Origin of the sequence: Sphingomonas corticis (assembly GCF_012035195.1) — a bacterium.
Taxonomy (GTDB): domain Bacteria; phylum Pseudomonadota; class Alphaproteobacteria; order Sphingomonadales; family Sphingomonadaceae; genus Sphingomonas; species Sphingomonas corticis.
In genome coordinates this window covers 61655-82706 of sequence record NZ_JAAVJH010000013.1, presented here as the reverse complement: position 1 = coordinate 82706, position 21052 = coordinate 61655, and the positions used below count along the sequence as shown (strand labels likewise).

The 21052-nt window shown below is 71.9% G+C and carries 20 protein-coding genes; 13 read left to right on the top strand and 7 right to left on the bottom strand.

All coding sequences use genetic code 11. The annotated features are described in order from the left end of the window. Nucleotides 1-236: 236 nt before the first annotated feature. Nucleotides 237-1661, bottom strand: a complete 1425-nt coding sequence (locus tag HBH26_RS16345) for an aldehyde dehydrogenase family protein (protein ID WP_168135709.1) — start codon at nt 1659-1661, stop codon at nt 237-239. Nucleotides 1662-1786: 125 nt separating this feature from the next. Here HBH26_RS16345 and HBH26_RS16340 point away from each other — a divergent pair, with 125 nt between their 5' ends. Continuing rightward, the gene (locus tag HBH26_RS16340; protein ID WP_168135708.1) at nt 1787-2707 is read left to right on the top strand and encodes a right-handed parallel beta-helix repeat-containing protein; all 921 of its coding nucleotides are present in this window, start codon (nt 1787-1789) and stop codon (nt 2705-2707) included. Nucleotides 2708-2734: 27 nt separating this feature from the next. Here HBH26_RS16340 and HBH26_RS16335 read toward each other — a convergent pair whose 3' ends face one another. Further along, nucleotides 2735-4369 carry an alkaline phosphatase family protein gene (locus HBH26_RS16335; RefSeq protein ID WP_168135707.1) on the bottom strand — a complete coding sequence of 545 codons (1635 nt, stop codon included), beginning with the start codon at nt 4367-4369 and terminating at the stop codon, nt 2735-2737. A gap of 167 nt (nt 4370-4536) precedes the next feature. Between HBH26_RS16335 and HBH26_RS16330 the strand changes: the two genes are divergently transcribed. The 4 genes from HBH26_RS16330 to HBH26_RS16315 all read left to right on the top strand — a co-directional run bounded on the left by HBH26_RS16330 (nt 4537) and on the right by HBH26_RS16315 (nt 9960). Next, complete coding sequence (locus HBH26_RS16330; RefSeq protein ID WP_168135706.1) at nt 4537-6534, top strand: protein-disulfide reductase DsbD family protein; 1998 nt, start codon at nt 4537-4539, stop codon at nt 6532-6534. 87 nt (nt 6535-6621) lie between these two features. Beyond that, on the top strand, nt 6622-8100 hold the full coding sequence (locus HBH26_RS16325; RefSeq protein ID WP_168135705.1) for a circularly permuted type 2 ATP-grasp protein: 1479 nt from the start codon (nt 6622-6624) through the stop codon (nt 8098-8100). Continuing rightward, on the top strand, nt 8100-9035 hold the full coding sequence (locus HBH26_RS16320) for an alpha-E domain-containing protein (RefSeq protein ID WP_168135704.1): 936 nt from the start codon (nt 8100-8102) through the stop codon (nt 9033-9035). The genes HBH26_RS16325 and HBH26_RS16320 overlap by 1 nt, the downstream gene beginning before the upstream one ends. A gap of 124 nt (nt 9036-9159) precedes the next feature. Beyond that, a complete protein-coding gene (locus tag HBH26_RS16315; protein WP_168135703.1) occupies nt 9160-9960 on the top strand; it encodes a transglutaminase family protein in 801 nt (266 codons plus the stop codon). Between the two features lie 32 nt (nt 9961-9992). Here HBH26_RS16315 and HBH26_RS16310 read toward each other — a convergent pair whose 3' ends face one another. After that, nucleotides 9993-10283, bottom strand: coding sequence for a hypothetical protein (locus tag HBH26_RS16310; RefSeq protein WP_168135702.1), 291 nt, complete (start codon nt 10281-10283; stop codon nt 9993-9995). Between the two features lie 164 nt (nt 10284-10447). Here HBH26_RS16310 and argS point away from each other — a divergent pair, with 164 nt between their 5' ends. After that, nucleotides 10448-12175, top strand: a complete 1728-nt coding sequence (gene argS / locus HBH26_RS16305) for an arginine--tRNA ligase (RefSeq protein WP_168135701.1) — start codon at nt 10448-10450, stop codon at nt 12173-12175. Next, nucleotides 12175-12915, top strand: a complete 741-nt coding sequence (locus HBH26_RS16300) for an SPOR domain-containing protein (RefSeq protein WP_168135700.1) — start codon at nt 12175-12177, stop codon at nt 12913-12915. The genes argS and HBH26_RS16300 overlap by 1 nt, the downstream gene beginning before the upstream one ends. Before the next feature lie 88 nt (nt 12916-13003). Here HBH26_RS16300 and HBH26_RS16295 read toward each other — a convergent pair whose 3' ends face one another. After that, nucleotides 13004-13858, bottom strand: coding sequence for a MipA/OmpV family protein (locus HBH26_RS16295; protein WP_168135699.1), 855 nt, complete (start codon nt 13856-13858; stop codon nt 13004-13006). 91 nt (nt 13859-13949) lie between these two features. On the opposite strand from HBH26_RS16295, the gene HBH26_RS16290 reads away from it, so the two are divergent. Further along, entirely contained in the window at nt 13950-14951 is a 1002-nt protein-coding gene (locus HBH26_RS16290) for a glycoside hydrolase family 3 protein (protein ID WP_168135698.1), read from the top strand. A gap of 16 nt (nt 14952-14967) precedes the next feature. Here HBH26_RS16290 and HBH26_RS16285 read toward each other — a convergent pair whose 3' ends face one another. Next, nucleotides 14968-16269 (bottom strand): Hsp70 family protein, encoded by a 1302-nt coding sequence (locus tag HBH26_RS16285; protein ID WP_168135697.1) that lies wholly within the window; start codon nt 16267-16269, stop codon nt 14968-14970. 155 nt (nt 16270-16424) lie between these two features. Between HBH26_RS16285 and HBH26_RS16280 the strand changes: the two genes are divergently transcribed. Genes HBH26_RS16280 through HBH26_RS16265 form a run of 4 tightly spaced genes read left to right on the top strand, consistent with a single transcriptional unit; the run spans nt 16425 to nt 18446 of the window. After that, on the top strand, nt 16425-16934 hold the full coding sequence (locus tag HBH26_RS16280; RefSeq protein WP_209308622.1) for a helix-turn-helix domain-containing protein: 510 nt from the start codon (nt 16425-16427) through the stop codon (nt 16932-16934). A 13-nt stretch (nt 16935-16947) separates the two neighbouring features. Next, nucleotides 16948-17277 (top strand): hypothetical protein, encoded by a 330-nt coding sequence (locus HBH26_RS16275; RefSeq protein ID WP_168135695.1) that lies wholly within the window; start codon nt 16948-16950, stop codon nt 17275-17277. Between the two features lie 33 nt (nt 17278-17310). Then, a complete protein-coding gene (locus HBH26_RS16270) occupies nt 17311-17784 on the top strand; it encodes a hypothetical protein (RefSeq protein WP_168135694.1) in 474 nt (157 codons plus the stop codon). Nucleotides 17785-17807: 23 nt separating this feature from the next. After that, nucleotides 17808-18446: a response regulator transcription factor gene (locus HBH26_RS16265; RefSeq protein ID WP_168135693.1), complete on the top strand. Its 639-nt coding sequence runs from the start codon at nt 17808-17810 to the stop codon at nt 18444-18446. 8 nt (nt 18447-18454) lie between these two features. Here the strand turns inward: HBH26_RS16265 and HBH26_RS16260 are convergent, their stop codons facing one another. Then, nucleotides 18455-19174 (bottom strand): SDR family oxidoreductase, encoded by a 720-nt coding sequence (locus tag HBH26_RS16260; RefSeq protein ID WP_168135692.1) that lies wholly within the window; start codon nt 19172-19174, stop codon nt 18455-18457. A gap of 150 nt (nt 19175-19324) precedes the next feature. On the opposite strand from HBH26_RS16260, the gene HBH26_RS16255 reads away from it, so the two are divergent. After that, nucleotides 19325-20221, top strand: a complete 897-nt coding sequence (locus tag HBH26_RS16255; RefSeq protein WP_168135691.1) for an AraC family transcriptional regulator — start codon at nt 19325-19327, stop codon at nt 20219-20221. A 1-nt stretch (nt 20222) separates the two neighbouring features. On the opposite strand, the gene HBH26_RS16250 is transcribed toward HBH26_RS16255, so the two are convergent. Then, nucleotides 20223-20993, bottom strand: a complete 771-nt coding sequence (locus tag HBH26_RS16250; RefSeq protein ID WP_168135690.1) for a ZIP family metal transporter — start codon at nt 20991-20993, stop codon at nt 20223-20225. Between the last annotated feature and the right edge of the window lie 59 nt (nt 20994-21052).

Sequence of the window (21052 nt, the reverse complement as noted above, 5' to 3'; positions counted from 1 at the left end):
ATCGATCCGCTTCCTGATCCTCGGGAGGTTCAAGGTAGATTCTCAAGCAGTCGCCGGTGCGTTCGAGGCACAGGCTTTGGCCAGGAACGATCCCGCTATCGGGAGGAAGCTCCACGGCAACATCGTCCCCGGTGGCGAATGTCTTTTGTGAACTCGCTCATCGGCGTCGCTCCACTCAGGTGCGACGAGGTTTATCGGCGGGCGGCGGCGCCCGCAACGCCGCCGCCCGTGACGGATCAGGCTGGGGCGCCGACCACCGTCTTCACCTCCATGAAGTCGGTCAGGCCGTACTTCCCGTTCTCGCGACCGTTGCCCGATTGCTTGTAGCCGCCGAACGGCGCTGCGATGTCGGGCGACCAGCTGTTGATCGTGACGAGGCCCGCGCGCAGCTTGCCCGCCACCTCGGCGGCCTTGGCGGGGTCGCCGCTGACGGTGGCCGACAGGCCGTATTCGGTGTCGTTGGCGATGCGGATGCCCTCGTCCAGCGCGTCGTAGGTGGTGATCGTCGCGACCGGGCCGAACGTCTCCTCGCGCGCGATGCGCATGTCGGGCGTCACGTCGGCGAACAGCGTGGGCTGGATGAAGAAGCCGGAATTGCGCCCGTCCGGTCGCCCCGGCCCGCCCGTCACCAGCGTCGCGCCCTCGTCGATCGCCGACTGAATCAGCGACTGGATCTTCTCGTACTGCGCCTTGTTCACCACGGGGCCGATATGCCCGCCCTCGTCCAGGGGGTTGCCGACCTTCGTCTGTTCCATCATCGACTTTACGATGGCCGTCGCCTGATCGACCTGGCTCTTGTGGACGAGCAGCCGCGTCGGCGCGATGCAGCTCTGCCCCGAATTGGCGAGCACCCCCGCCACCGTGGGCGGCAGCACGCTCGCGAGGTCCGCGCCCTCCAGCACCAGGTTCGCGGCCTTGCCGCCCAGTTCCTGGTGCACACGCTTCACCGTCGCCGCCGCGGCCTGCGCCACCGCGATGCCCGCGCGGGTGGAGCCGGTGAAGCTGACCATGTCGACGCCCTTGTGCGCGCTGAGTGCCGCACCCACACCCGGGCCGTCGCCGTTGACGAGGTTGAACACGCCCGCCGGCACCCCGGCGGAGTCGAGGACCTCGGCCAGGATCGCGGCGCAGCCCGGCGCCTCCTCGCTCGGCTTCAGGATCATCGTGTCGCCCGCCGCCAGCGCGGGCGCGACCTTCGCGCAGATCTGGTTGAGCGGCCAGTTCCACGGCGTGATCATCGCGACGACGCCCAGCGGTTCGTGCACCACCTTCGCCTTGCCGACCGTCTCCTCGAACTGGAAGGCGTCGAGCGCCTTCAGCGTGGCGGCGAAATGCGCGAGACCGGTCGGCGCCTGAGCCGCGCTGGCCAGTGCCATCGGCGCGCCCATCTCCTGCGCCATCGACCTGGCGAGGTCGGGAATGCGCTTCTTGTACTCGTCGATGATGCGCATCAGCACCGCCTTGCGCTCGTCGACGCTGGTCTGCGACCACGTCTCGAACGCGCGCCGTGCCGCGGCGACCGCCTTGTCGACGTCGGCGGAGGTGCCGAGCGTGATCTCGGTACAGGGCTGTTCGGTCGCGGGATCGATCACCTGATAGGTCGTGCCGCCCTCGCTCCCGACCCACGCGCCATCGATGTAATGCTTCAGGTAGCTCTGCATCTCGCTCTCCCATGCCCCGTGCCGGACGTAACAAAAGTTGTGCCGCCGGCGCCGATCGGTTGCAAGGCGAAACGCGCGGCAGCGGCTTGAACCTGCGTTAACCCGTGCCGGTGCAGGGATGCGCCATGCGCCCGCCCGCTTTCCTGCCCGCCCTGCTGCTGATCGGCGCCGCGCCGTCGCAGCCGTTCGTCATCGCCGCCACGGGGGAGGGGTACCCGCACCTCGACGACGCGCTGATGGCGGTGCGCGGGCAGGATGCGACCGTGCTGATCGCGCCCGGCGTCTATCGCGAATGCGCGATCCAGCAGGCGGGCCGCATCACGTTCAAGGCGGTGCAGCCCGGCAGCGTGGTCTTCGACGGCGTGGCGTGCGAGGGCAAGGCGGCGCTGGTGCTGCGCGGGGAGGGGTCGACGGTGGACGGCATCGTCTTCCGCAACCTGCGCGTGCCCGACGGCAACGGCGCGGGCATCCGCATCGAGCTGGGCGACCTGACCGTGGTCGATTCGATGTTCCTCGACAGCCAGGAGGGCATCCTCGGCGCCACCGATCAGCCGACGCGGATCCGCGTCGAGCGATCGACCTTCTCCGGCCTCGGCCAGTGCGACGAGACGCCGGACTGCGCGCATTCGATCTATCTCGGCACTGCCGGCAGCGTGACGATCGCGCGCTCGCGCTTCGAGCGCGGGCGCGGCGGCCATTACGTCAAGCTGCGCAGTCCGCGGGTCGACATCGCCGGCAACAGCTTCGACGACACGGCCGGGCGCAACACCAACTACATGATCGACCTGCCCGAGGGGGCGACGGGGCGGATCGCGGACAACGTCTTCGTGCAGGGGACGCACAAGGAGAATTGGTCCGGCCTGATCGTCGTCGCGGCGGAGGCACGCAAGTTCCGCTCCGCCGGGCTGGCGGTGGCGGGCAATACCGCCACCCTCGCGCCGGGACAGGCGAAGAACCCCGCCTTCGTCGCGAACGCCAGCGGCGAGCGGCTGGCGCTCGGCAAGAACCGGCTCGGCGCCGGGATCAGGCCCTACGAGGCGCGGTGATATCCTCCCCTTGCCGGAGAGGATAACCTACTTGCACGTATCCGCTGGACCCGAATCGAGGTCGAGGCAGCGCCCGTCCACGCCGTCCAGCTTCATGCCGATCGTCGCGGCCAGCGTCGGCGCGATGTCCACCGTCTCGACCGACAGCGGCTGCTCGAAGCCCGCCAGCCCCTTGCGCCAGAACACGATCGGCACGCGCCGGTCGTAATCCCACGGGCTGCCGTGCGTCTCGACATAGCCCGGCCCCGGCTTCTCGATCGGCGACACGCGCGGCGCCAGCAGCACGACCAGATCGCCCGAGCGGGCCGGATCGAAGCTCTCCTTCGCCCGCTCGATCAGCGTCCACGTCTCGGGCGGCGTCGTCGGGCGCGGCTGCGCGGCGAGCTGCGCGGCGGTGAACACGGCGGCGACCTGCGGCATCTTCGCATAGCGGCGCACCGCCTCGTCCAGGACGCGGCGGCGGTCGGCGGGGGACAGCGCGGCGTCGAGCCATACGTCGCCCTCGCCGCCCAGCAGCACCGGTCCGGACAGCTTCAGGTCGCGACCGATGGCGGCGCCCACCGCCTTCGCCAGCACGCCCGGCTCGACGTGGCTCTCCATCGGCATCGCGCGCTCGATCTGCCGCTCGGTCATGTCGTGCGCGCCGTGGTCCGCGGTCAGCACCACCTCGTAATCGACGCCGGTCTTGTCCAGCACGTCGAAGAAGCCGCCCAGCGAGCGATCAAGTTCCGCCATCTGGAGGCACATCTCCGTGCCCTGCGTGCCCGTGGAATGGCCGACATAGTCGGTGGCGGACAGGCCGACCGCGATCAGGTCGGGCGCCTGGCCCCGCCCCAGCTTCATGTCCTGCACCAGCCCCGCGGCCATCGCCAGCACCGCCGCGTCGGCGGCGGGAGAGGCGCGGTACGCCTTCAGGTCGCCCGCCGCCCGCGCGAATCGGCCGTTGCCCAGCGTCTGTCCGCCCACCTCGATCGCCCGGTCCAGCGGCTTGCACCAGCCCGGCAGCGGCAGCGGCTCCTGCGGCCGGGCGACCAGCGCGGCCACGGCGTCGCGGGTACGCTGCACCACCGGGGGCACGGCGCGGCCGGCGTAGGAGGCATAGGTCTTGCCGTCCCACCACCACAATTCGTCCACCTTGTGGCCGCCCATCATCACCGCGGCGCGATCCTTGCCCGCCACGCTGACGACGCGGCTCGCCGGATTGGCCGCCTTCATCCGCTCGCCCAGCGTCGGCACCTTCAGGTGCAGGTCGGCGACCTGATAATTGCTGTGGTCCATGCCGGGGACGCGCTCGTCCTCCGCGCAATAGACCATCTTGTCCGCGCGGCCGACCTTCTGGTCGATCCAGTTGTTGGCGATGATCCCGGTCTTTGCCGGGCGATAGCCGGTCAGGATCGTCGAGTGGCCCGGGCACGTCTCCGTCGCGGCGTGGCTCTGATAGCCCGACGGGAACACCGCGCCGGTCAGCAGCCGCGCCATGCCGTCGGTGAAGCGGCTGCGATATTGCGCGAACAGGTCGGCGGACAGCTGGTCCACGCTGATCGCGACGATCAGCGTCGGCGCGGGCCGCGGCGAGGCGGGGGCGGTGGGCGTCGCCTGCGTCTGCGCGAGCGCCGGGGCGGCGAGGGTGGAGGCGAGCAGCGCGGCGAGGAGGAGTTTCATGCTTGCGTGAACCTTGATGCAACGGGGCACGCGCGCGGCTATGGAACGCGGCGATGACAGCGGCAAGACGTCTCCCATCCTCCTGCCCGCGCCGTCCTGCCGGGCGCGTCCCGGCACCCACCGCACCGCAGGTGCGACGGCGCGGACGTGCGCGGCACGGAGTGACGATGGGCGGAATCGTCACGCGCCTGCTGTCGGCAGTCCTCCTGCTCCTCGCCCTTCCCGTCTACGCCCAACCGAAGCACGTGGCGCTGGATCTCGTGGCCGAGGGCGCCGCCCCCGCCGCCGGCGGCGACCTGACCCTTGCCATCGCCGCCACGCCGGCGGCGGGCTGGCACGCCTATTGGAAGAACCCGGGCGATGCGGGGATCGAGGCGACCGCGACGTGGTCGCTTCCCCCCGGGTGGCGCGCCGGCGTGCTGCGCTATCCCGTGCCCGAGCGGCTGATCGTCGCCGGGCTGATGAACTACGTCTACGAGCGGCCCTTCGCCTACCTCGTCACCCTCGCCGTGCCCCCCGGCCAGCGCGCGGGCGAGGTGCGGGTCGAAGTGAAGCTCGACTATCTCGTCTGCACGCGCGAGGTGTGCGTGCCCGAGTCGCAGACGCTGCGCACCCGCGTCCGGGTCGGCGATGCGGCGGTGCCGGCGGACCTGCGCGCGCGCTTCGACACGTGGCGCCGCGCGCTGCCGCGGCCGCTGGGCAGCAGTGCGACCTGGGCCAAGGACGGCGACCGCTTCCGCCTGTCGGTGCCCTATCCTGCCGACGCTCCGCTGGGCGAGCGGCCCTATTTCTACCCCGCCGCGCCCGGCACGATCGACATGGCCGCGCCGCAGGTCGCCACCCGCGACGGCGACCGGCTGGTGATCGAGACGAAGGCGAAGGCGCCGAACGGGCGCGTGGAAGGCGTGCTCGCGACCGGCACCGGCACCGGCCTGGCGCTCGCCGCCGCGCCCGGCGCGGTCGCGGCGGCGGAGGCGGCACCGCCATGGCGCACCGCCGCGCTCGCCTTCGCCGGCGCGCTGCTCGGCGGATTGCTGCTGAACGTCATGCCCTGCGTCTTCCCGATCCTCAGCCTGAAGGCGCTCGGCCTCGCACGATCGGGCGAGAGCGCGGCGCACGCGCGGGCGGAGGCGGTGGCGTACACCGCGGGCGTGGTCGCCGTCTGTCTCGCGCTCGGGGCGATGCTGCTCGCGCTGCGCGCGGGGGGCAGCGCGGCGGGCTGGGCGTTCCAGTTGCAGGATCCGCGCGTCATCGGGCTGCTGCTGCTGCTGACGGCGGGGATCGCGCTGAACCTGGCCGGGGTGTTCGAGCTGCCGATGCCGCCGCTGGTCGATCGCGGTGGGAGGGGAAGCGCCTTCGCCACCGGCGCGCTGGCGGCGTTCGTGGCGACGCCCTGTTCCGGCCCGTTCATGGGGGCGGCGCTGGGGGCGGCGCTGGTGCTGCCCGCGGCGGCGGCGCTGCTCGTCTTCGCGGGGCTGGGCCTCGGCATCGCACTGCCGTTCCTCCTGATCGGCTTCGTGCCCGCGCTGCGGCGGCGGCTGCCGCGTCCCGGCGCGTGGATGGCGACGCTGCGCCGCGTGCTGGCGGTGCCGATGTTCCTCACCGCGCTGGCGCTCGCCTGGGTGCTGGGGCGGCAGGCGGGCGTGGACGGCATGACGCTGGCGCTGGGCGCGGTGCTGGTCTTCGCGCTCGGGCTGTGGGCCGGCGGGCGGCGGCAGCTGGCGGGAAGGCGGATCGCCCCGGCCGCCATTCCCGCCGCGCTGCTCGCCATCGCCATGGTCGCGACGATCCGTCCCGCCGCCCGCGCCGAGGCGGCGGCCGCGGTGGCGGGCGCGGAGCGGTTCAGCGAGGCGCGCCTCGCCGCGCTGCGCGCCGAGGGGCGGCCGGTCTTCGCCTATTTCACCGCCGATTGGTGCCTGTCGTGCAAGGTGAACGAGAAGGCGGCGATCGAGACCGACGCGGTGCGCGACGCCTTCGCCAGGGGCAAGGTCGCGGTGCTGGTCGGCGACTGGACCGACGGCGATCCCGCGCTCGGCCGCTTCATCGCGCGCCACGATCGCGCGGGCGTGCCGCTGTACCTGTTCTACCCGGCGGGTGTGGGCGAGCCGCGGGTCCTGCCGCAGGTGCTGACGCGGGGAATGCTGACCGAACTCGCCCGCCGCTGATCTGGCGCCGACCCGCTTGCCCCTTGTGCGGTGCAGCAATGTCGATCACGATGCGTCCAAATCGTCACACAGGCGTTACGAGGGACGATGGGGATACAGGCGTTCGACGAGATCATGGGTCCGGCCAGCGGCGATGGCGCGCGACCCGAGCTGCGCGCCTTGTGCCACTGGCTCGACGATACGCCGGCCGACGAGCTGCGCCGCCGCCAGGAAGCGGCGGAGACGACCTTCCGCCAGCTCGGCATCACCTTCGCCGTCTACGGCGAGAGCGACGCCAGCGAGCGCATCATCCCCTTCGACATCGTCCCCCGCGTCTTTCTCGCCGACGAATGGGCGCGCTTGTCCGAGGGGCTGGTGCAGCGGGTGGAGGCGATCAACGCCTTCCTCGTCGACATCTACGGCGAGCGCCGCATCCTGAAGGAGGGCGTGCTGCCCGAGGACCTGATCCTGGGCAACGCGCAGTTCCGGCCGGAGATCGCCGGCATCCGCCCGCCGCACGACGTGTGGGCGCACATCTGCGGCATCGACCTGGTGCGTACCGGGCCCGACAGCTTCTTCGTGCTGGAGGACAATGCCCGCACGCCCAGCGGCGTCAGCTACATGCTGGAGAACCGCGAGGCGATGGTGCGCCTGTGTCCCGAGCTGTTCGCCAAGTTCCGCGTCGCCGCGGTGGACAGCTATCCGGACATGCTGCTGGAAACGATGAAGTCGGTCTCCCCGCGCGGCTGCGGGCAGGCGCCGACCTGCGTCGTTCTGACGCCCGGCCACTACAATTCGGCCTATTACGAGCACAGCTTCCTCGCCGATTCGATGGGGATCGAGCTGGTGGAGGCGGCGGACCTGATCGTCGACGACGACGTGGTCTACATGCGCACCATCGCGGGCCGCGTGAAGGTGGACGTGATCTATCGCCGCGTCGACGACGACTTCCTTGATCCGCTGGTCTTCCGCGCCGATTCGATGCTGGGCGTCCCCGGCCTGATCGCCGCCTATGCCGCGGGCAACGTCGCGATCCTCAACGCGCCGGGCAACGGCATCGCCGACGACAAGGCCATCTACAGCTACATGCCGGAGATCGTGCGCTTCTATTCCGGCGGAGAGGCGAAGCTGCCCAACGTCGAGACGTATCGCTGCCGCGAGCCGCAGGCGCTGAAATACGTGCTCGAGCACCTCGACCAGCTCGTCGTGAAGCTGGTGGACGGGTCGGGCGGCTACGGGATGCTGGTCGGCCCCACCGCCAGCAAGGCGGAGATCGAGCGGTTCCGCGCCGCTCTGGTCGCCACGCCGGAGCGCTACATCGCGCAGCCGACGCTGGCGCTCTCCACCGTGCCGACGCTGGTGGAACAGGGTGTCTCGCCGCGCCACGTCGATTTCCGCCCCTTCGTGCTGACCGGATCGAAGGGGGTGAAGGTGGTGCCCGGCGGGCTGACCCGCGTCGCGCTGCGCGAGGGGTCGCTGGTCGTCAATTCCTCGCAGGGCGGGGGGACGAAGGACAGTTTCGTGCTGATGGACGGCGGCGGCATGACGCAGACGATGCCGGGCATGTCGCAGAGCATGGGGTTCTGATGCTCAGCCGCGCCGCCGCTTCGCTCTACTGGCTCGGCCGCTACGTCGAGCGGGCCGATTTCATCGCCCGGCTGGTGGAGGCGACGCTCCGCCTCGACGTGCTGTCCCCGCGCCCGGCGGGGGAGGCGGCGTGGCGTTCCGCGCTGGCCGTCACCGACACGCTCGACGCGTTCGAGGCGACCGGCGCCGCGCTGACGCGGGAGGAGGTGGCGCGCTTCCTCATCGGCGATCCCTCGCACCCCGGCTCGATCCTGCGCTGCCTCGCGCAGGCGCGCGACAATGCCCGCGCGGTGCGCACCGCGCTCAGCCGCGAGGCCTGGGCGGCGATCAACGGCGCGTGGCTGGTGTTCGACCGCCGCATGAGCCGGCTCGATCCCGACGCGACGCTCGCCGTCGTCGACGCGGTGAAGAACGAGACGCGCGGGTTCGAGGGCGCGGTCCACCGGATGCTGCGCAACCAGACGACGCAGTTCATCCGCCTGGGGCAGTCGGTGGAGCGCACCGACGACACCGCGCGGTTGCTCGACGTGAAATACCACATCCTGCTGCCCGAGGGCGAGATCGTCGGCGGCATCGTCGATCGCGATCAATGGACCACGATCCTGCAGACCGTCTCCGCCGTCACCGCCTATCGCTGGCTCTACAGCGAGGGCCTGCGCCCCGCCAACGTCATCGATCTGCTGCTGACCCGCGCCGAGCTGCCGCGCAGCGTCGCCGCCTCGGCGGAGGAGACGGTCACCGCGCTCAACGCGCTCGCCAAGTCCAGCGGGACGCAAGGGGAGGCGGACCGCATGGCGCGCAACCGCTACGCCCGCGTCGTGAAGACCCGCACCGGCGACGTGATCGCGGCGGGGCTGCATCAGCACCTACAGACCGTGATCGAGGAGAATGCGCAATTGCACCTCGCCATCGGCCGGCAGTTCAAGTTCGGGTAGCCGGACAAACCCCCGTTCGTGCTGAGCGAAGTCGAAGCACAGCCACGCCGCGTGGCCTTCCACTTCGCTCAGGCCGAACGGGGGTTGGGACCGCGCGTTCAAATCTAAGCGGGACATCATCATCATGCGCCTGACGATCGACCACCGCACCACCTATCGTTTCACCGCGCCGCAGGGCCGCGTGGTGCAACTGCTGCGCATGACGCCGCCCAACACGCACGACCAGACCGTGGCGGACTGGCACATCGCGGTGGATTGCGACGCGCGGATGCGCGACCACCGCGACGGCTTCGGCAACCGCACGACCATGCTCTATGCCGAGGGGCCGCTGGACCGCGTCGAGATCGCGGTGACGGGCGAGGTGGTGACCACGCATTCCAGCGGCGTGCTGCACGGCGCGTTCGAGCCGCTGCCGCCGCGCGTGTTCCTGCGCACCACGCCGGCGACGCTGGCCGACGGCGCGATCCGCGAGTTCGCCGCCGCGCGATGGGACGAGGGCGCGCCGCTGGAGAGCCTGCACCGGCTGAACCGCGCGCTGCACGACCGCTTCGACGCCGCGGGGGGCCGGCCGCAGCCGGGCCTGTCCGCCGCCGACGCCTTCGCCGGCGGCGACCTGACCTCGCGCGACCTGGCGCAGATCCTGGTCGCGGCGGCGCGCGCGATGGGCCTGCCGGCGCGCTACGTCACCGGCTATTGCGACCTGCACGACGATCATCGGCCGACGCCGCACGGCTGGGCCGACGCCTGGGTCGACGGGATCGGCTGGGTCGGCTTCGACCCGACGCTCGGCGTGTCGCCGGAGGACCACCACGTCCGCGTCGCAGTGGCGCTCGACGCCGCCGGCTCCTCGCCCGTGGCCGGGTCGCGGCTGGGCGAGGGACGCGAGTGCCTGGACGTCGACGTCAGCGTCAGCGCGGAGGCCTGACGTCCGACGCCGCGCCCGGCGGCATCAACGGATCAGTTGCTGGCGGCCATCGTCGCGGGCGCCGCCGGCGCCTCGGCCCGGAAGCGCACGGGCACGCCGTTGCTGTAGCCGCTCACCTGGTCGCCCTTCACCAGCAGGCGGAAGCGCGCGTTGGTGTTGATCTCGCGCCCGACGATCAGGGTGCGGCCGTCCTCGCGCGCGGCGGTGGTGTAGACGTAGGTGCGGCCGCCACGGGTGAAGCGCTGCTCGGCGGGGGACTGCGCGATGCCGACGGTGGAGACCAGCGCGGCGGAGGCGGCGGCGAGGAAAGGCAGAATGCGCATGGAAACGGACTCCTGATGGGTTGACCGATCCTCTCCCGCTTTCCCGACCGGAGATATTGCTGCACTGCGGCATGGGCAATTGATTGCTGCGCCGGAACGATTGCACGCGGCGCAACCGCGGTGCTTTTGCACCCCCTGCCGACTTCGACTAAGGCGCCGCGCCTATGACGCTGTTTCCCCGTTTCGCCGCCCATGTCGATGCCGCGCTGGATGCGCTGACCGCCGCGGGCACGCTGCCCGCCGGGGTCGACCGCCGCAACGTGACGGTGGAGCCGCCGCGCGACGCGACCCACGGCGACCTTGCCACGAACGCCGCCATGGTCCTCGCCAAGCCGGCGAAGACGAACCCGCGCGCGCTGGCCGAGGCGCTGAAGGCGGAGCTGGAGCAGCTGGACGAGATCGCCGCGGTGGCGGTGGCCGGACCGGGCTTCATCAACCTGACGCTGAAGGACGACGTCTGGCGCGACGAGCTGCGCGCGATCGTCGCCGCGGGCGCGGACTACGGCCGCTCCACCGCGGGCGCGGGGCGCACGGTGAACGTCGAATATGTGTCGGCGAACCCGACCGGGCCGATGCACATGGGCCATTGCCGCGGCGCGGTGGTGGGCGACGCGCTGTCGACGCTGCTGGAATGGGCAGGGCACCGGGTGGTGCGCGAATATTACGTCAACGACGCCGGTGGGCAGGTGGACGTGCTCGCCCGCTCCGCCCACCTGCGCTACCGCGAGGCGCTCGGCGAGGACGTGGGCGCGGTGCCCGAGGGACTGTACCCCGGCGACTATCTCGTGCCGGTCGGACAGGCGCTCGCGCAGGAATTCGGCGACCGCTACGCCACGGCACCGGAGGGCGAGTGGCTGGCGACCTTCCGTACCCGCGCGGTGGCGGCGATGATGGCGCTCATCAAGGCGGACCTGGCGCTGCTCGGCATCCACCACGACGTCTTCTCGTCGGAGGCGACGTTGCAGGCCGCGGGCAAGCCCGAGGCGGCGGAGGCGGCGCTGCGCGCGCGCGACCTGATCTACGACGGCACGCTGGAGGCGCCCAAGGGCGAGACGCCGGAGGATTGGGAACCGGTGGAGCTGCCGCTGTTCCGCTCGACGCAGTTCGGCGACGATCAGGACCGGCCGATCCGCAAGTCCACCGGCCAGTGGACCTATTTCGGCGCCGACATGGCCTATCACTACCAGAAGGCCGAGGGTGCGGACGAGCTGATCGACATCTGGGGCGCCGACCATGCCGGCACCGTCAAGCGCATCCAGGCCGCGGTGGCCGCGCTGACGGAGGGGCGGGTGCGATTCGACGTAAAGCTGGTGCAGATGGTGCGCCTGCTGCGCGGCGGCGAGCCGGTGAAGATGTCGAAGCGCGCGGGCAATTTCGTCACGCTGGCCGACGTGGTGCGCGAGGTGGGCAAGGATGTCGTCCGCTTCACCATGCTGACCCGCCGGTCCGACGCGCAGATGGACTTCGACTTCGCCAAGGTGGTGGAAGCGTCGAAGGACAATCCGGTCTTCTACGTGCAATATGCCCATGCGCGCATCCACTCGCTCCACCGCCGCGCGGCCGAGGCGGGGATCGCAGCGGAGGCGGCGGACCTGTCCCGGCTTGATACGGAGGAGCTGGCGTTGGCTAAGCTGGCCACGCAATTCCCGCGCGTGGTGGAAACCGCGGCGGCGGCGCGCGAGCCGCACAGAATCGCCTTCTATCTCTATGACTTGGCCGCCGCGTTCCACGCCGCCTGGAACGTCGGCAACGATCGGCCGGACCGCCGCTTCCTCGTCATCGACGATGCCGGGCTGACGGCGGCGCGACTGTTCTTGGCGTCGGCGATCGGACGGATTATCCGGAACGGACTCTCCATCATGGGCGTGGAGGCGGTGACGGAGATGCATTGATGACGGCGGCCGACGACTACGGCTTTCGCGACGAGGATCGCCTGCCCTGGCTCGAGTCGGCGGAGCCCGAGCAGCCGGAAGGGCCGGGCATCGGCCGCATCCTACTGCTGGTCGTGCTCGGCCTCGTGCTGCTGGGCGCGATCATCTACGGCATCTACCGGATGCAGAGCTCGCGCGGCGGCGGCGGATCGGGCGAGCTGATCGCGGCGCAGGAGGGCGACTACAAGGTGCGGCCCGACGATCCCGGCGGGCTGAAGGTGGAAGGCGAGGGCGACAGCGCCATCGCCGCCAGCGCCGGGGTGAACCAGAGCGCGGCGATCGACCTGCGCGCGGTGCCGGAAACCCCCGTGACGCGGCGCGCGCCCGCGGCGACGCCGACGATCGCGGCGTCCCCCGCCGCGGGCAAGGCGAACACCACCGCCAGCGTGCCCCCCGCCGCCGCCCCGCTGCGCGCACAGAAGCCGATGGCGGCGCCCACCGCTCCCGTGCCCGGCGCGGCGTCGGGCGGATCGCTGGTGCAGCTCGGCGCCTTCCCGACCGAGGCCGCGGCCAACACCGCGTGGAGCGCGATTGCACGCCGCTTCGGCTATGTGGCGCAGCTCGGCAAATCGGTGGCGCGGGCGGAGGTGAACGGCCGCACCGTCTTCCGCCTGCGCGTCAACGCGGGCAGCGCGGGGGCGGCGGCGGACATCTGCGCCCGGCTGAAGGTGGCGGGCGAGGGGTGCTTCGTCACCAGCTGAGGCGTGGTGGCGCGCGGTTCTCGACTGCGCTCAGGCGAACTCCCATCTCCGTTCGTGCCGAGCGCAGTCGAAGCACAGCCACCGTCGCTCACCGCGAGAAGGTGTACGTCAGCCCCAGTCCGGCCGTCACCTGGTCCTGCGAATCGACTCGCCGGATCAGCGGCGATGACCCTGCATCGCCGATCAACCGCGCGTAGGTGACGAACCCCTGCACGCCCCACCGCTCGTCGAAGGCGTAGACGACCCGGCTCTGCGCGCCGAGCGACTCGACCCCGCCCTTCGCGTCGAAGCGCGGCAGGCCGGTGCGCAGCGACGTCGCCTCGTCCACGCCGAAGAAGGCGTCGTGGCGGCGGCCGTCGGAGATCACCGCGCGTGGGCCCAGCGACACCAGCCAGCGGTCGCCGTCTCGCCACACGCGGTCGGCGGCGAGCGAGCCGACCCACCCCTTGTGCCCGCCGATCCCTTTGCGCACGTCGGCGCGCAGCCGGATCGTCTCGCGCGGCCAATATTGCGCGAAGCCGCCCAGCTCCACCGTCCGTCCGACGCGGTTGACGCCGCCGCCGATGTCGTCGCGGTCGCGCCGCCCCTCGAAGCGGAACATCGGCCCCACCTCCACCTGCTTGCCGCGCAGCAGCGGGATCGACGCGCCCTCGCCTACCCCGCCGAAGCGATAGGGCTCGTCCCCCCGCGCGCGCGACAGGCCGAAGAACGGCAGCAGCTGCATCCGGTCGTTGCCGGGGAAGCCGCCGCCGACGCGCGGACCCAGCGTGACGCGGTACCGCCACCGGCGGCTGCCTTCCTCCTCGGTCGGTCCGTCCGTCGGCACGGTGACGCGCTGCGTCTCGGCGGAGGCGTCCGGCGGCGGCGCGTCCTGCGCGGCGGCGGCAGCGGGGAAGGCCAAGGCCAGCGAGGCGGCGGCAAGGCGGGCGGATGCGGCGGTCATGATCTCCCCTTCGAACGGTCCAACGATCGTTACGCCCCCGGGTTGCATCGCGCGGTTTCCCGCGCGCTCGCCTCGCGCTACCACGCGCGCCATGAAGCCCGTCATCTTCGGCCTGTCCGGCCCCGCGCTCACGCCGGAGGAGCGCGCCTTCTTCGCCGCCGTCCGTCCCGCCGGCTACATCCTGTTCAAGCGCAACGTCGTCGATCGCGGACAGGTGCGCGCGCTGACCGATTCGCTGCGCGAGCTGGAAGCGCGCGACGACGTCGCCATCCTGGTCGATCAGGAGGGCGGGCGCGTCGCCCGGCTCGGCCCGCCCGAGTGGCCCGCCTTTCCGGGTGGACCCGAGTTCGACCGGCTGTACGAGGTCGCGCCGATCTCCGGCATGGAGGCGGCGCGCGCCAACGCTCAGGCGCTCGGCCTGATGCTGGCGGAAGCGGGCATCACCGTCGACTGTGCCCCCATCCTCGACGTCGCGCGTGAGGGCACGACGGAGGCGATCGCCTGTCGCGCCTATGGCAGCGAGCCGATGCGCGTCGCGGCGATGGGGCGCGCCACGCTGGAGGGTCTGGCCGCGGGCGGCGTCGTCGGCGTGGTGAAGCACATGCCCGGCCACGGCCGCGCGCTGGTCGATTCGCACCACCTGCTGCCAACCGTCACCGCCTCCGCCGAGGAGCTGGAGGACGACCTCGCCCCCTTCCGCGCGCTGGCGCACGCGCCGATGGGGATGACCAGCCACATCGTGTTCGAGGCATGGGATGCCGAGCGCCCCGCGACGCTGTCGCCGGTGGTGATCGAGGAGGTGATCCGCGGCCGGATCGGCTTCGACGGCCTGCTGATGACCGACGACATCGACATGAAGGCGCTGTCCGGCACGGCGGGGGAGAAGGCCGCGGGCGCGATTGCGGCGGGCTGCGACCTGGTACTCGACTGCTGGGCGCGGATGCCGGAGATGGAGGAGATCGCCGCCCGGTTGGGCGACATCGCGCCGCGCGCGCGCGAGCGGCTGGACGCGGCGATGGCGTCGCGCACCGCACCGGCGGGCGACATGGCGGCGCTGCTCGCCAGGCGGGACGCGCTGCTGGCGCTGGTCTAGCCGGTACGCCGCCGGGTCACGCCTCCCACGCGGCGACGTCCTCCTCCTCGCCGATCAGCGCCAGGCCGTGCGCGATCGAGGTCAGCTCGCCGCCGGTGGCGATGCGGTCCGCGCCGAAGCGGCGGTCGAAGATCGCGCGGATCGCGGGGATCAGCGAGGAGCCGCCGGTCAGGAACACGCGGTCGACGCGGTCGGCGGGCACGTCGGCGCGCGCCAGCGCCGCGTCCAGCGCCGCCTCGATGCGGACGAGGTCGTCGGCGATCCAGCGCTCGAACGCCTCGCGCGTCACCTCCGCGCCGATCTCCACCCCGCCGCCGGAGAAGGCGAAGTCGGCGCGACCCCGTGTCGACAGCGCGCGCTTCAGCCGTCCCACCGCGTCGTACAGCGGGAAGCCCTGCTCGTGCTCGATCAGCGCGATCATGCGGCCGATCGCGGCGGGATCGACCGCGTCGCGTTGCAGCCGGCGCAGCTCGTCCAGCGTCCGGCGATTGCGCATCATCGCCAGCCGCGACCAGTCGGCGACGTCCGCGAAATAGCCGCCGGGAATCTCCAGCAGCTTGCCGAACGATCGATACTGCCCGCCCTTGCCCAGCAGCGGCAGCACCAGTTGCGTGACGATGCGCTGGTCGAAGCGGTCCCCGGCGATGCCCACGCCCGTGGAGGCCAGCGGCACGCAGCGCCGCGCCGCGCCCGGTGCGGCCACGCGCACCAGCGAGAAGTCGGTCGTGCCGCCGCCGAAGTCGGCGACCAGGATCGTCGCGGGCTCGGCCAGCCGCGCGGCGTAGCTGTGCGCCGCGCCCAGCGGCTCGTAGACGTAGTGGACCTCCGCGCCGAACTCGCGCAGCATCGCGTCGTAGCGCTGCCGCGCCAGCGCCGCGTCGGGCCGCGCGCCGGCATATTCCACCGGCCGCCCGACGATCACCCGCCGCGGACGACGGTCCAGCGCGCCGCCCGCGTGCGCCACCAGCTTCTGCAGGAACAGCCGGCCCAGGTCCTCGAACCGGAACGGCCGGTTGAAGATCAGCGCGCGCTCGAACGAGGCGCTGGCGGCGACGCTCTTGAACGATTGCACGAAGCGGCTGTCGAGCGGCGACTGCAGGTATTCGGCGATCGCCCACGGTCCCGCCTCGTGCGCGATGCCGTTCCACCCGCGCTCGTCCTCGTAGAAGCACAGCGCGGAGCGGAAGACGGGGCTGCCCCCGTCGTCGCCCGCGAAGTCGATCAGCCGCGCGTCCCCGCCGCCGGTCGCCTGCGCGACGACGGTGTTGGTGGTGCCGAAATCGAGACCCAGCGCCACGGCGGCCGGCTCGCTCGCCATGGGCGGACTCCAACGACAAGGGGGATCGTCGCGCTATGTCAGACACGCCACGCCACCGCAACGCGGCCCGGTTTTCCGCCGCGATCGTTTGCGTTCGCGGTACGCTTACTCATAATGGAGCGGTTGGGGATCGAAGCAGGGGGAGCGCCCGCCGGATGGAACGGGGCCAGGATGCCGTAGCGGCGACGGGGGATGCCTTTCGCCGGCTCTCGCCGCGCCACAAGCAGTGCCTGCGGCTCGCCTACGACCGCCGCGTGACGAAGGAGATCGCGGCGGAACTGAACCTCGGCGTGGGCACGGTGAACGGCTATTGCACGGAGGCGATCGCGATCCTGGGCGCGCGCAACCGGCGCGACGCGGCGGAGATGCTGCACGCCCACGAAGCGGCCGTGGCGGGCGCAGGGGGCACCCCCTTCAAGGTGCAGCCCCAATCCGAAGGGGTGTTCGAGAGGGGGCAGGCGGCGGCAGCGATGCCGGCGGAACCGGCGTTCGATCCGCGAGCGCTGCTTCCGCTTCGCAGGAAAGGCGCCCGCCACAATGACCTCGGTATCCTCCTTCGCCTCGCGTGGATCCCGCTCCTCGCCATCCTCTTCGCCGTCGGGTTCGGCATGCTCGCGACCGGACTTCGCGTCACCAGCGACCTCATCCGCGCCCTGCGCTCGTGACGCCGCCGATCCGGTGGCGACGCTGGTCGAGCGGCTCCACACCTACGAGCAGGCGCTGCGCCAGGCGTTCGCCGCGGGCGGCCTCCTGTCCGCCGCCGCCGCGGAGGCGCAGGCGAGCCGCCGGCTGTCCGTCACCTGCGGGCACCAGGTGTTCGCCGCGCTGGCCGGCGCCAATGCCGAGGTCGGCGACGCCATCGGCCGCGCGGCGGAGGCGCACCGGCTGCTGGAAACGCTGGCGCGCCGCATGGGCGAGGACGTGCAGGCCTATGGCGACAATCACAAATATCCCGGCGACGGCGCCTTCACCTCCGCCGACGGCAGCCGCCTTTCCGTCGTCGCGTGATGGTGCGGAACGGACGGCGCGGGGGTGCCCGCCATGCCGGTGATCGTCGCCTTCAACCTCGCCCAGCTCGGCATCACCGGCTATGCGCTGTGGCGCGGCGGCGGGCCGGAACGGGCGGTGGCGGCGCTGCTGCTGGCGGCGTCGCTCGCCACCATCGCCACGCCGACGATCGATCGGGTGAGCTACTTCACCGTCTTCTACGCGGTGATGTGGATCGACCTTGCGCTGTTCCTCGGGCTGGCCGCGGTGGCGGCGTTCGCCGATCGCTTCTGGCCGATGTGGCTGGCGGCGCTGCAGCTGGTGGCGCTGGGCGCGCATGGCGTGCGCGCGATCGATCCGACGCTGTGGGCGGCGGCCTATTGGCTGGTCACGACGAAGATCGCCTATCCCATGCTGCTGCTGCTGTTCGCCGGCACGTGGCGGCATCGCCGGCGGCTGGCGGCCGGGCTGCCCGAATGGTCGTGGTCGCGCGGGGGGCGGGGCGATGAGGGCGTCTACCCGAGCTGACGCGGTTGCGGCGGAGGCGCGGCATGGCCGGTAGCAGCATCCTGATCGTCGACGATCACCCGCTGACGCGCGAGGGGCTGTCGCTGGCGGCGCGCGCCGCGCTGCCCGGCGCGGTGGTGGTGGGCGCGGGCTCCATCGCCGAGGGCGTGGCGGCGATGGCCAACCGTCGGCGCTTTCGGCTGATCCTGCTCGATTTCCAATTGCCCGACGCGCACGGCTACGCCGGGATGCTGCGGCTCCAGCAGATCGACCCGGCGGCACCGATCGTCGTCGTGACCGCGCACGAGGAGCCGCACCTGATCGAGGCGGCCAAGGCGCTGGGCGCGGCCGGCTTCGCGTTCAAGAACATGCCCCTGGACGCCTTTGCCGACATCCTGCGCCGCGTTCTGGCAGGGAAGTCGCACTTCCCCGCCGGGGTCGCGGCGGACACGTCGATCGCGGCGGCGCGGGCGCGGATCAAGGACCTGTCCAAGGCGCAGTACGGCGTGCTGCTGGCGCTGTCGCACGGCCATGCCAACAAGCGGATCGCGCACGACCTGTCGATCACCGAGGCGACGGTGAAGGCGCACCTGACTGCCGTCTTCCGCAAGATCGGCGTCACCAACCGGGCGCAGGCGCTGCTCGCCGTCCGGCCGCTGCTGGGCGCGGACGGCGAGGCATAGCACGGGCGTCACATGTTGGCGGAGGTCGGCCGCACCACGATCTCGTTCACGTCGACACCCGCGGGCTGCTCGATCGCGAAGCGGATCGCGCGGGCGATGGCGTCCGGCGTCAGCGACTGCCGGCGCCATCCGACCAGCGCGTCGGCGATGGCGGGATCGGTGATGTCGTTGCCCAGCTCGGTCGCGACGACGCCGGGGGAGATGATGGTCGCACGGATATCGTCGTGCTCCTGCCGCAGCCCCTCCGTGATCGCCCACACCGCGAACTTGCTTGCGCAATAGACCGCCGCGCTCGGCAGCACGAGGTGCGCGGCGATCGACGCCACGTTGACGACGTGCCCGCCTCCCTGCGCCACGAAGCGCGGCAGGACGGCGGCGATGCCGTTCAGCACGCCGTGGACGTTGACGTCGAACATCCGCTTCCACTCGTCGCGCTTCAGGCTGGCGAGCGGCGACAGCGGCATCACGCCGGCGTTGTTCACCAGCGCGTCGATGCGTCCGAACCGCGCCTCGGCGGCGTCGGCGAACGCGTCGAAGGAGGCGGCGTCGGTCACGTCCAGCGCGTGCCAGCCGATCTCGCCGCCCAGCTCGCGCGACAGCGCCTCCAGCCGCTCGGTCCGGCGTGCGCCGATGAACAGCCGCGCCCCCCGCCCGGCGAGCTCGCGCACCGCGGCCTCGCCGATCCCGCTGGAGGCACCGGTGACGAGGATGGTCTGGTCGATGGTCATGTTTGTCTTCCTTTCGCTCTCGATGACCTTGGCGGAGATGGCGCTGGAAGGGGCGCGAGCGGTAGCGCGATCCGCCGGAGCTCTTGCACGATCCTCCGAAACCGCCCGCGCGCGCTTGCCGGACAGTGAGCCGGGGGCGATAGGTCGGTCATGGACGGAATCGCCGATCTGGCCGCGCGCGTCGCGCGCCACCTGCCGCACGAGGGCATGACGCCGACCGCCATCGCGCGGCTGTCGCTGTTCCGCGCCGATGCGCCCACCGTGCCGCTGCCCGCGGTGTACGATGCCTCGCTTTGCCTGATCGCCCAGGGGGCGAAGCGCGTGTCGCTGGCCGAACGCTCGCTCGTCTACGACGCCGCGCACTATCTGCTCGTGTCGGTCGACCTGCCGCTGGTCGGCCACGTGATCGAAGCGAGCGCCGACGCGCCGTACCTGTGCTGCAAGATCGACATCGACCAGGCCGCGCTGGCCGAGCTGATCCTGGCCGAGGGGCAGAAGGCGCCGCGCGCCGAGCTTCCCGCGCTCGCCACCTATCGCAGCGAGCCCGAACTGATCGACGCTGCCTGTCGCCTGATCGCACTGCTCGACCGGCCGCAATCGATCCCCGCGCTTGCCCCGCTGATCGAGCGCGAGATCCTCTATCGCCTGCTCACCGGCCCGCACGGCCCGGCGCTGCGTCACATGGCGGTGGCGGACAGCCACCTCAGCCAGGTGAGCCGCGCCATCGCGACGATCCGCCGCGGCTTCCAGCAGCAGCTGCGCATCGGCGACATCGCCGCCGCCGCGGGGATGAGCGCGTCCTCGCTCCACGAGCATTTCAAGGCGGTGACGCGGATGACGCCGCTGGAATACCAGAAGCAGCTGCGCCTGCAGGAGGCGCGGCGCCTGATGCTGGCGGAGGGCGTCGGCGCGGGCACCGCGGGCTTCGCCGTCGGCTACGACAGCCCCTCGCAGTTCAGCCGCGAATACGCCCGCCTCTACGGCGCGCCGCCGCGCCGCGACATCGAGCGGCTGACCCGCGCCACCGACCTGGTCGGGGCGGTCTAGCCTAGCCCCCGCCGCCCGACTTGGTCAGCACGAAGGCGGCGAGGAAGCCGACCACCGCGATCAGGCCCGAATAGTCGTGCGTCTCCGCGGTGGCCTCGGGTATCATCGTGTCGACTAGCATCGCCAGGATCGCTCCCGCCGCCACCGCGGTCACCGCGGCCAGCGTCGCGGGGGCGGCGCCCGCCAGTGCGACGTTGCCGACCATCGCCGCGATGCCGCTGGCGAGCGCGATGGCGCTCCACAGGCCGAAGACATAGGCCGCGCTCCGCCCCGCCTTCTTCATGCCCGCCGCGCTCGACAGGCCCTCGGGGACGTTGGACAGGAAGACCGCGGCGACCGTGGCGACGCTGACGCCCGATCCGTCGAGCAGGCTGACGCCGATGACGACCGATTCGGGTATCCCGTCCAGCAGCGCGCCGACCGCGATGGCGAGGCCGGTGCCCGCCTCGTCGGCGCCCGGCTGGCGCGCGTGATCGACGGCGCCGGACCGCTTGCGGTGGCGCGCGCCGCGGCGCGACAGCGCGACGTTGGCGGCGGTATAGGCCGCCGCGCCGGCCACGAAGCCCAGTGCGCTCGCGGCGAACCCGCCCTGCCGATATGCCTCGTCCATCAGGTCGAAGGCGACGGCGGAGATCAGCACGCCCGATCCCACCGCCATCACCGCCGCGATCAGCCGCTGCGGCAAGCGCGCCATCCAAGCCACGGCGGCGCCCAGCAGCAGCGCCGACCCGCCCAGCAATCCCCACAATCCGGCAGTCAGCGCGCCCGTCATGGCGCGACAACCCCCGCGCGCGCGAACGTGTCCCGCCGCGGCGTGGTTAACGCTATCTT

What these genes read in the sequence shown, in the direction of transcription:
- HBH26_RS16345 (WP_168135709.1), bottom strand. Translation starts at nt 1,661, where the DNA reads ATGCAGAGCTACCTGAAGCATTACATCGATGGCGCGTGGGTCGGGAGC.
- HBH26_RS16340 (WP_168135708.1), top strand. Translation starts at nt 1,787, where the DNA reads ATGCGCCCGCCCGCTTTCCTGCCCGCCCTGCTGCTGATCGGCGCCGCG.
- HBH26_RS16335 (WP_168135707.1), bottom strand. Translation starts at nt 4,369, where the DNA reads ATGAAACTCCTCCTCGCCGCGCTGCTCGCCTCCACCCTCGCCGCCCCG.
- HBH26_RS16330 (WP_168135706.1), top strand. Translation starts at nt 4,537, where the DNA reads ATGGGCGGAATCGTCACGCGCCTGCTGTCGGCAGTCCTCCTGCTCCTC.
- HBH26_RS16325 (WP_168135705.1), top strand. Translation starts at nt 6,622, where the DNA reads ATGGGGATACAGGCGTTCGACGAGATCATGGGTCCGGCCAGCGGCGAT.
- HBH26_RS16320 (WP_168135704.1), top strand. Translation starts at nt 8,100, where the DNA reads ATGCTCAGCCGCGCCGCCGCTTCGCTCTACTGGCTCGGCCGCTACGTC.
- HBH26_RS16315 (WP_168135703.1), top strand. Translation starts at nt 9,160, where the DNA reads ATGCGCCTGACGATCGACCACCGCACCACCTATCGTTTCACCGCGCCG.
- HBH26_RS16310 (WP_168135702.1), bottom strand. Translation starts at nt 10,283, where the DNA reads ATGCGCATTCTGCCTTTCCTCGCCGCCGCCTCCGCCGCGCTGGTCTCC.
- argS (WP_168135701.1), top strand. Translation starts at nt 10,448, where the DNA reads ATGACGCTGTTTCCCCGTTTCGCCGCCCATGTCGATGCCGCGCTGGAT.
- HBH26_RS16300 (WP_168135700.1), top strand. Translation starts at nt 12,175, where the DNA reads ATGACGGCGGCCGACGACTACGGCTTTCGCGACGAGGATCGCCTGCCC.
- HBH26_RS16295 (WP_168135699.1), bottom strand. Translation starts at nt 13,858, where the DNA reads ATGACCGCCGCATCCGCCCGCCTTGCCGCCGCCTCGCTGGCCTTGGCC.
- HBH26_RS16290 (WP_168135698.1), top strand. Translation starts at nt 13,950, where the DNA reads ATGAAGCCCGTCATCTTCGGCCTGTCCGGCCCCGCGCTCACGCCGGAG.
- HBH26_RS16285 (WP_168135697.1), bottom strand. Translation starts at nt 16,269, where the DNA reads ATGGCGAGCGAGCCGGCCGCCGTGGCGCTGGGTCTCGATTTCGGCACC.
- HBH26_RS16280 (WP_209308622.1), top strand. Translation starts at nt 16,425, where the DNA reads ATGGAACGGGGCCAGGATGCCGTAGCGGCGACGGGGGATGCCTTTCGC.
- HBH26_RS16270 (WP_168135694.1), top strand. Translation starts at nt 17,311, where the DNA reads ATGCCGGTGATCGTCGCCTTCAACCTCGCCCAGCTCGGCATCACCGGC.
- HBH26_RS16265 (WP_168135693.1), top strand. Translation starts at nt 17,808, where the DNA reads ATGGCCGGTAGCAGCATCCTGATCGTCGACGATCACCCGCTGACGCGC.
- HBH26_RS16260 (WP_168135692.1), bottom strand. Translation starts at nt 19,174, where the DNA reads ATGACCATCGACCAGACCATCCTCGTCACCGGTGCCTCCAGCGGGATC.
- HBH26_RS16255 (WP_168135691.1), top strand. Translation starts at nt 19,325, where the DNA reads ATGGACGGAATCGCCGATCTGGCCGCGCGCGTCGCGCGCCACCTGCCG.
- HBH26_RS16250 (WP_168135690.1), bottom strand. Translation starts at nt 20,993, where the DNA reads ATGACGGGCGCGCTGACTGCCGGATTGTGGGGATTGCTGGGCGGGTCG.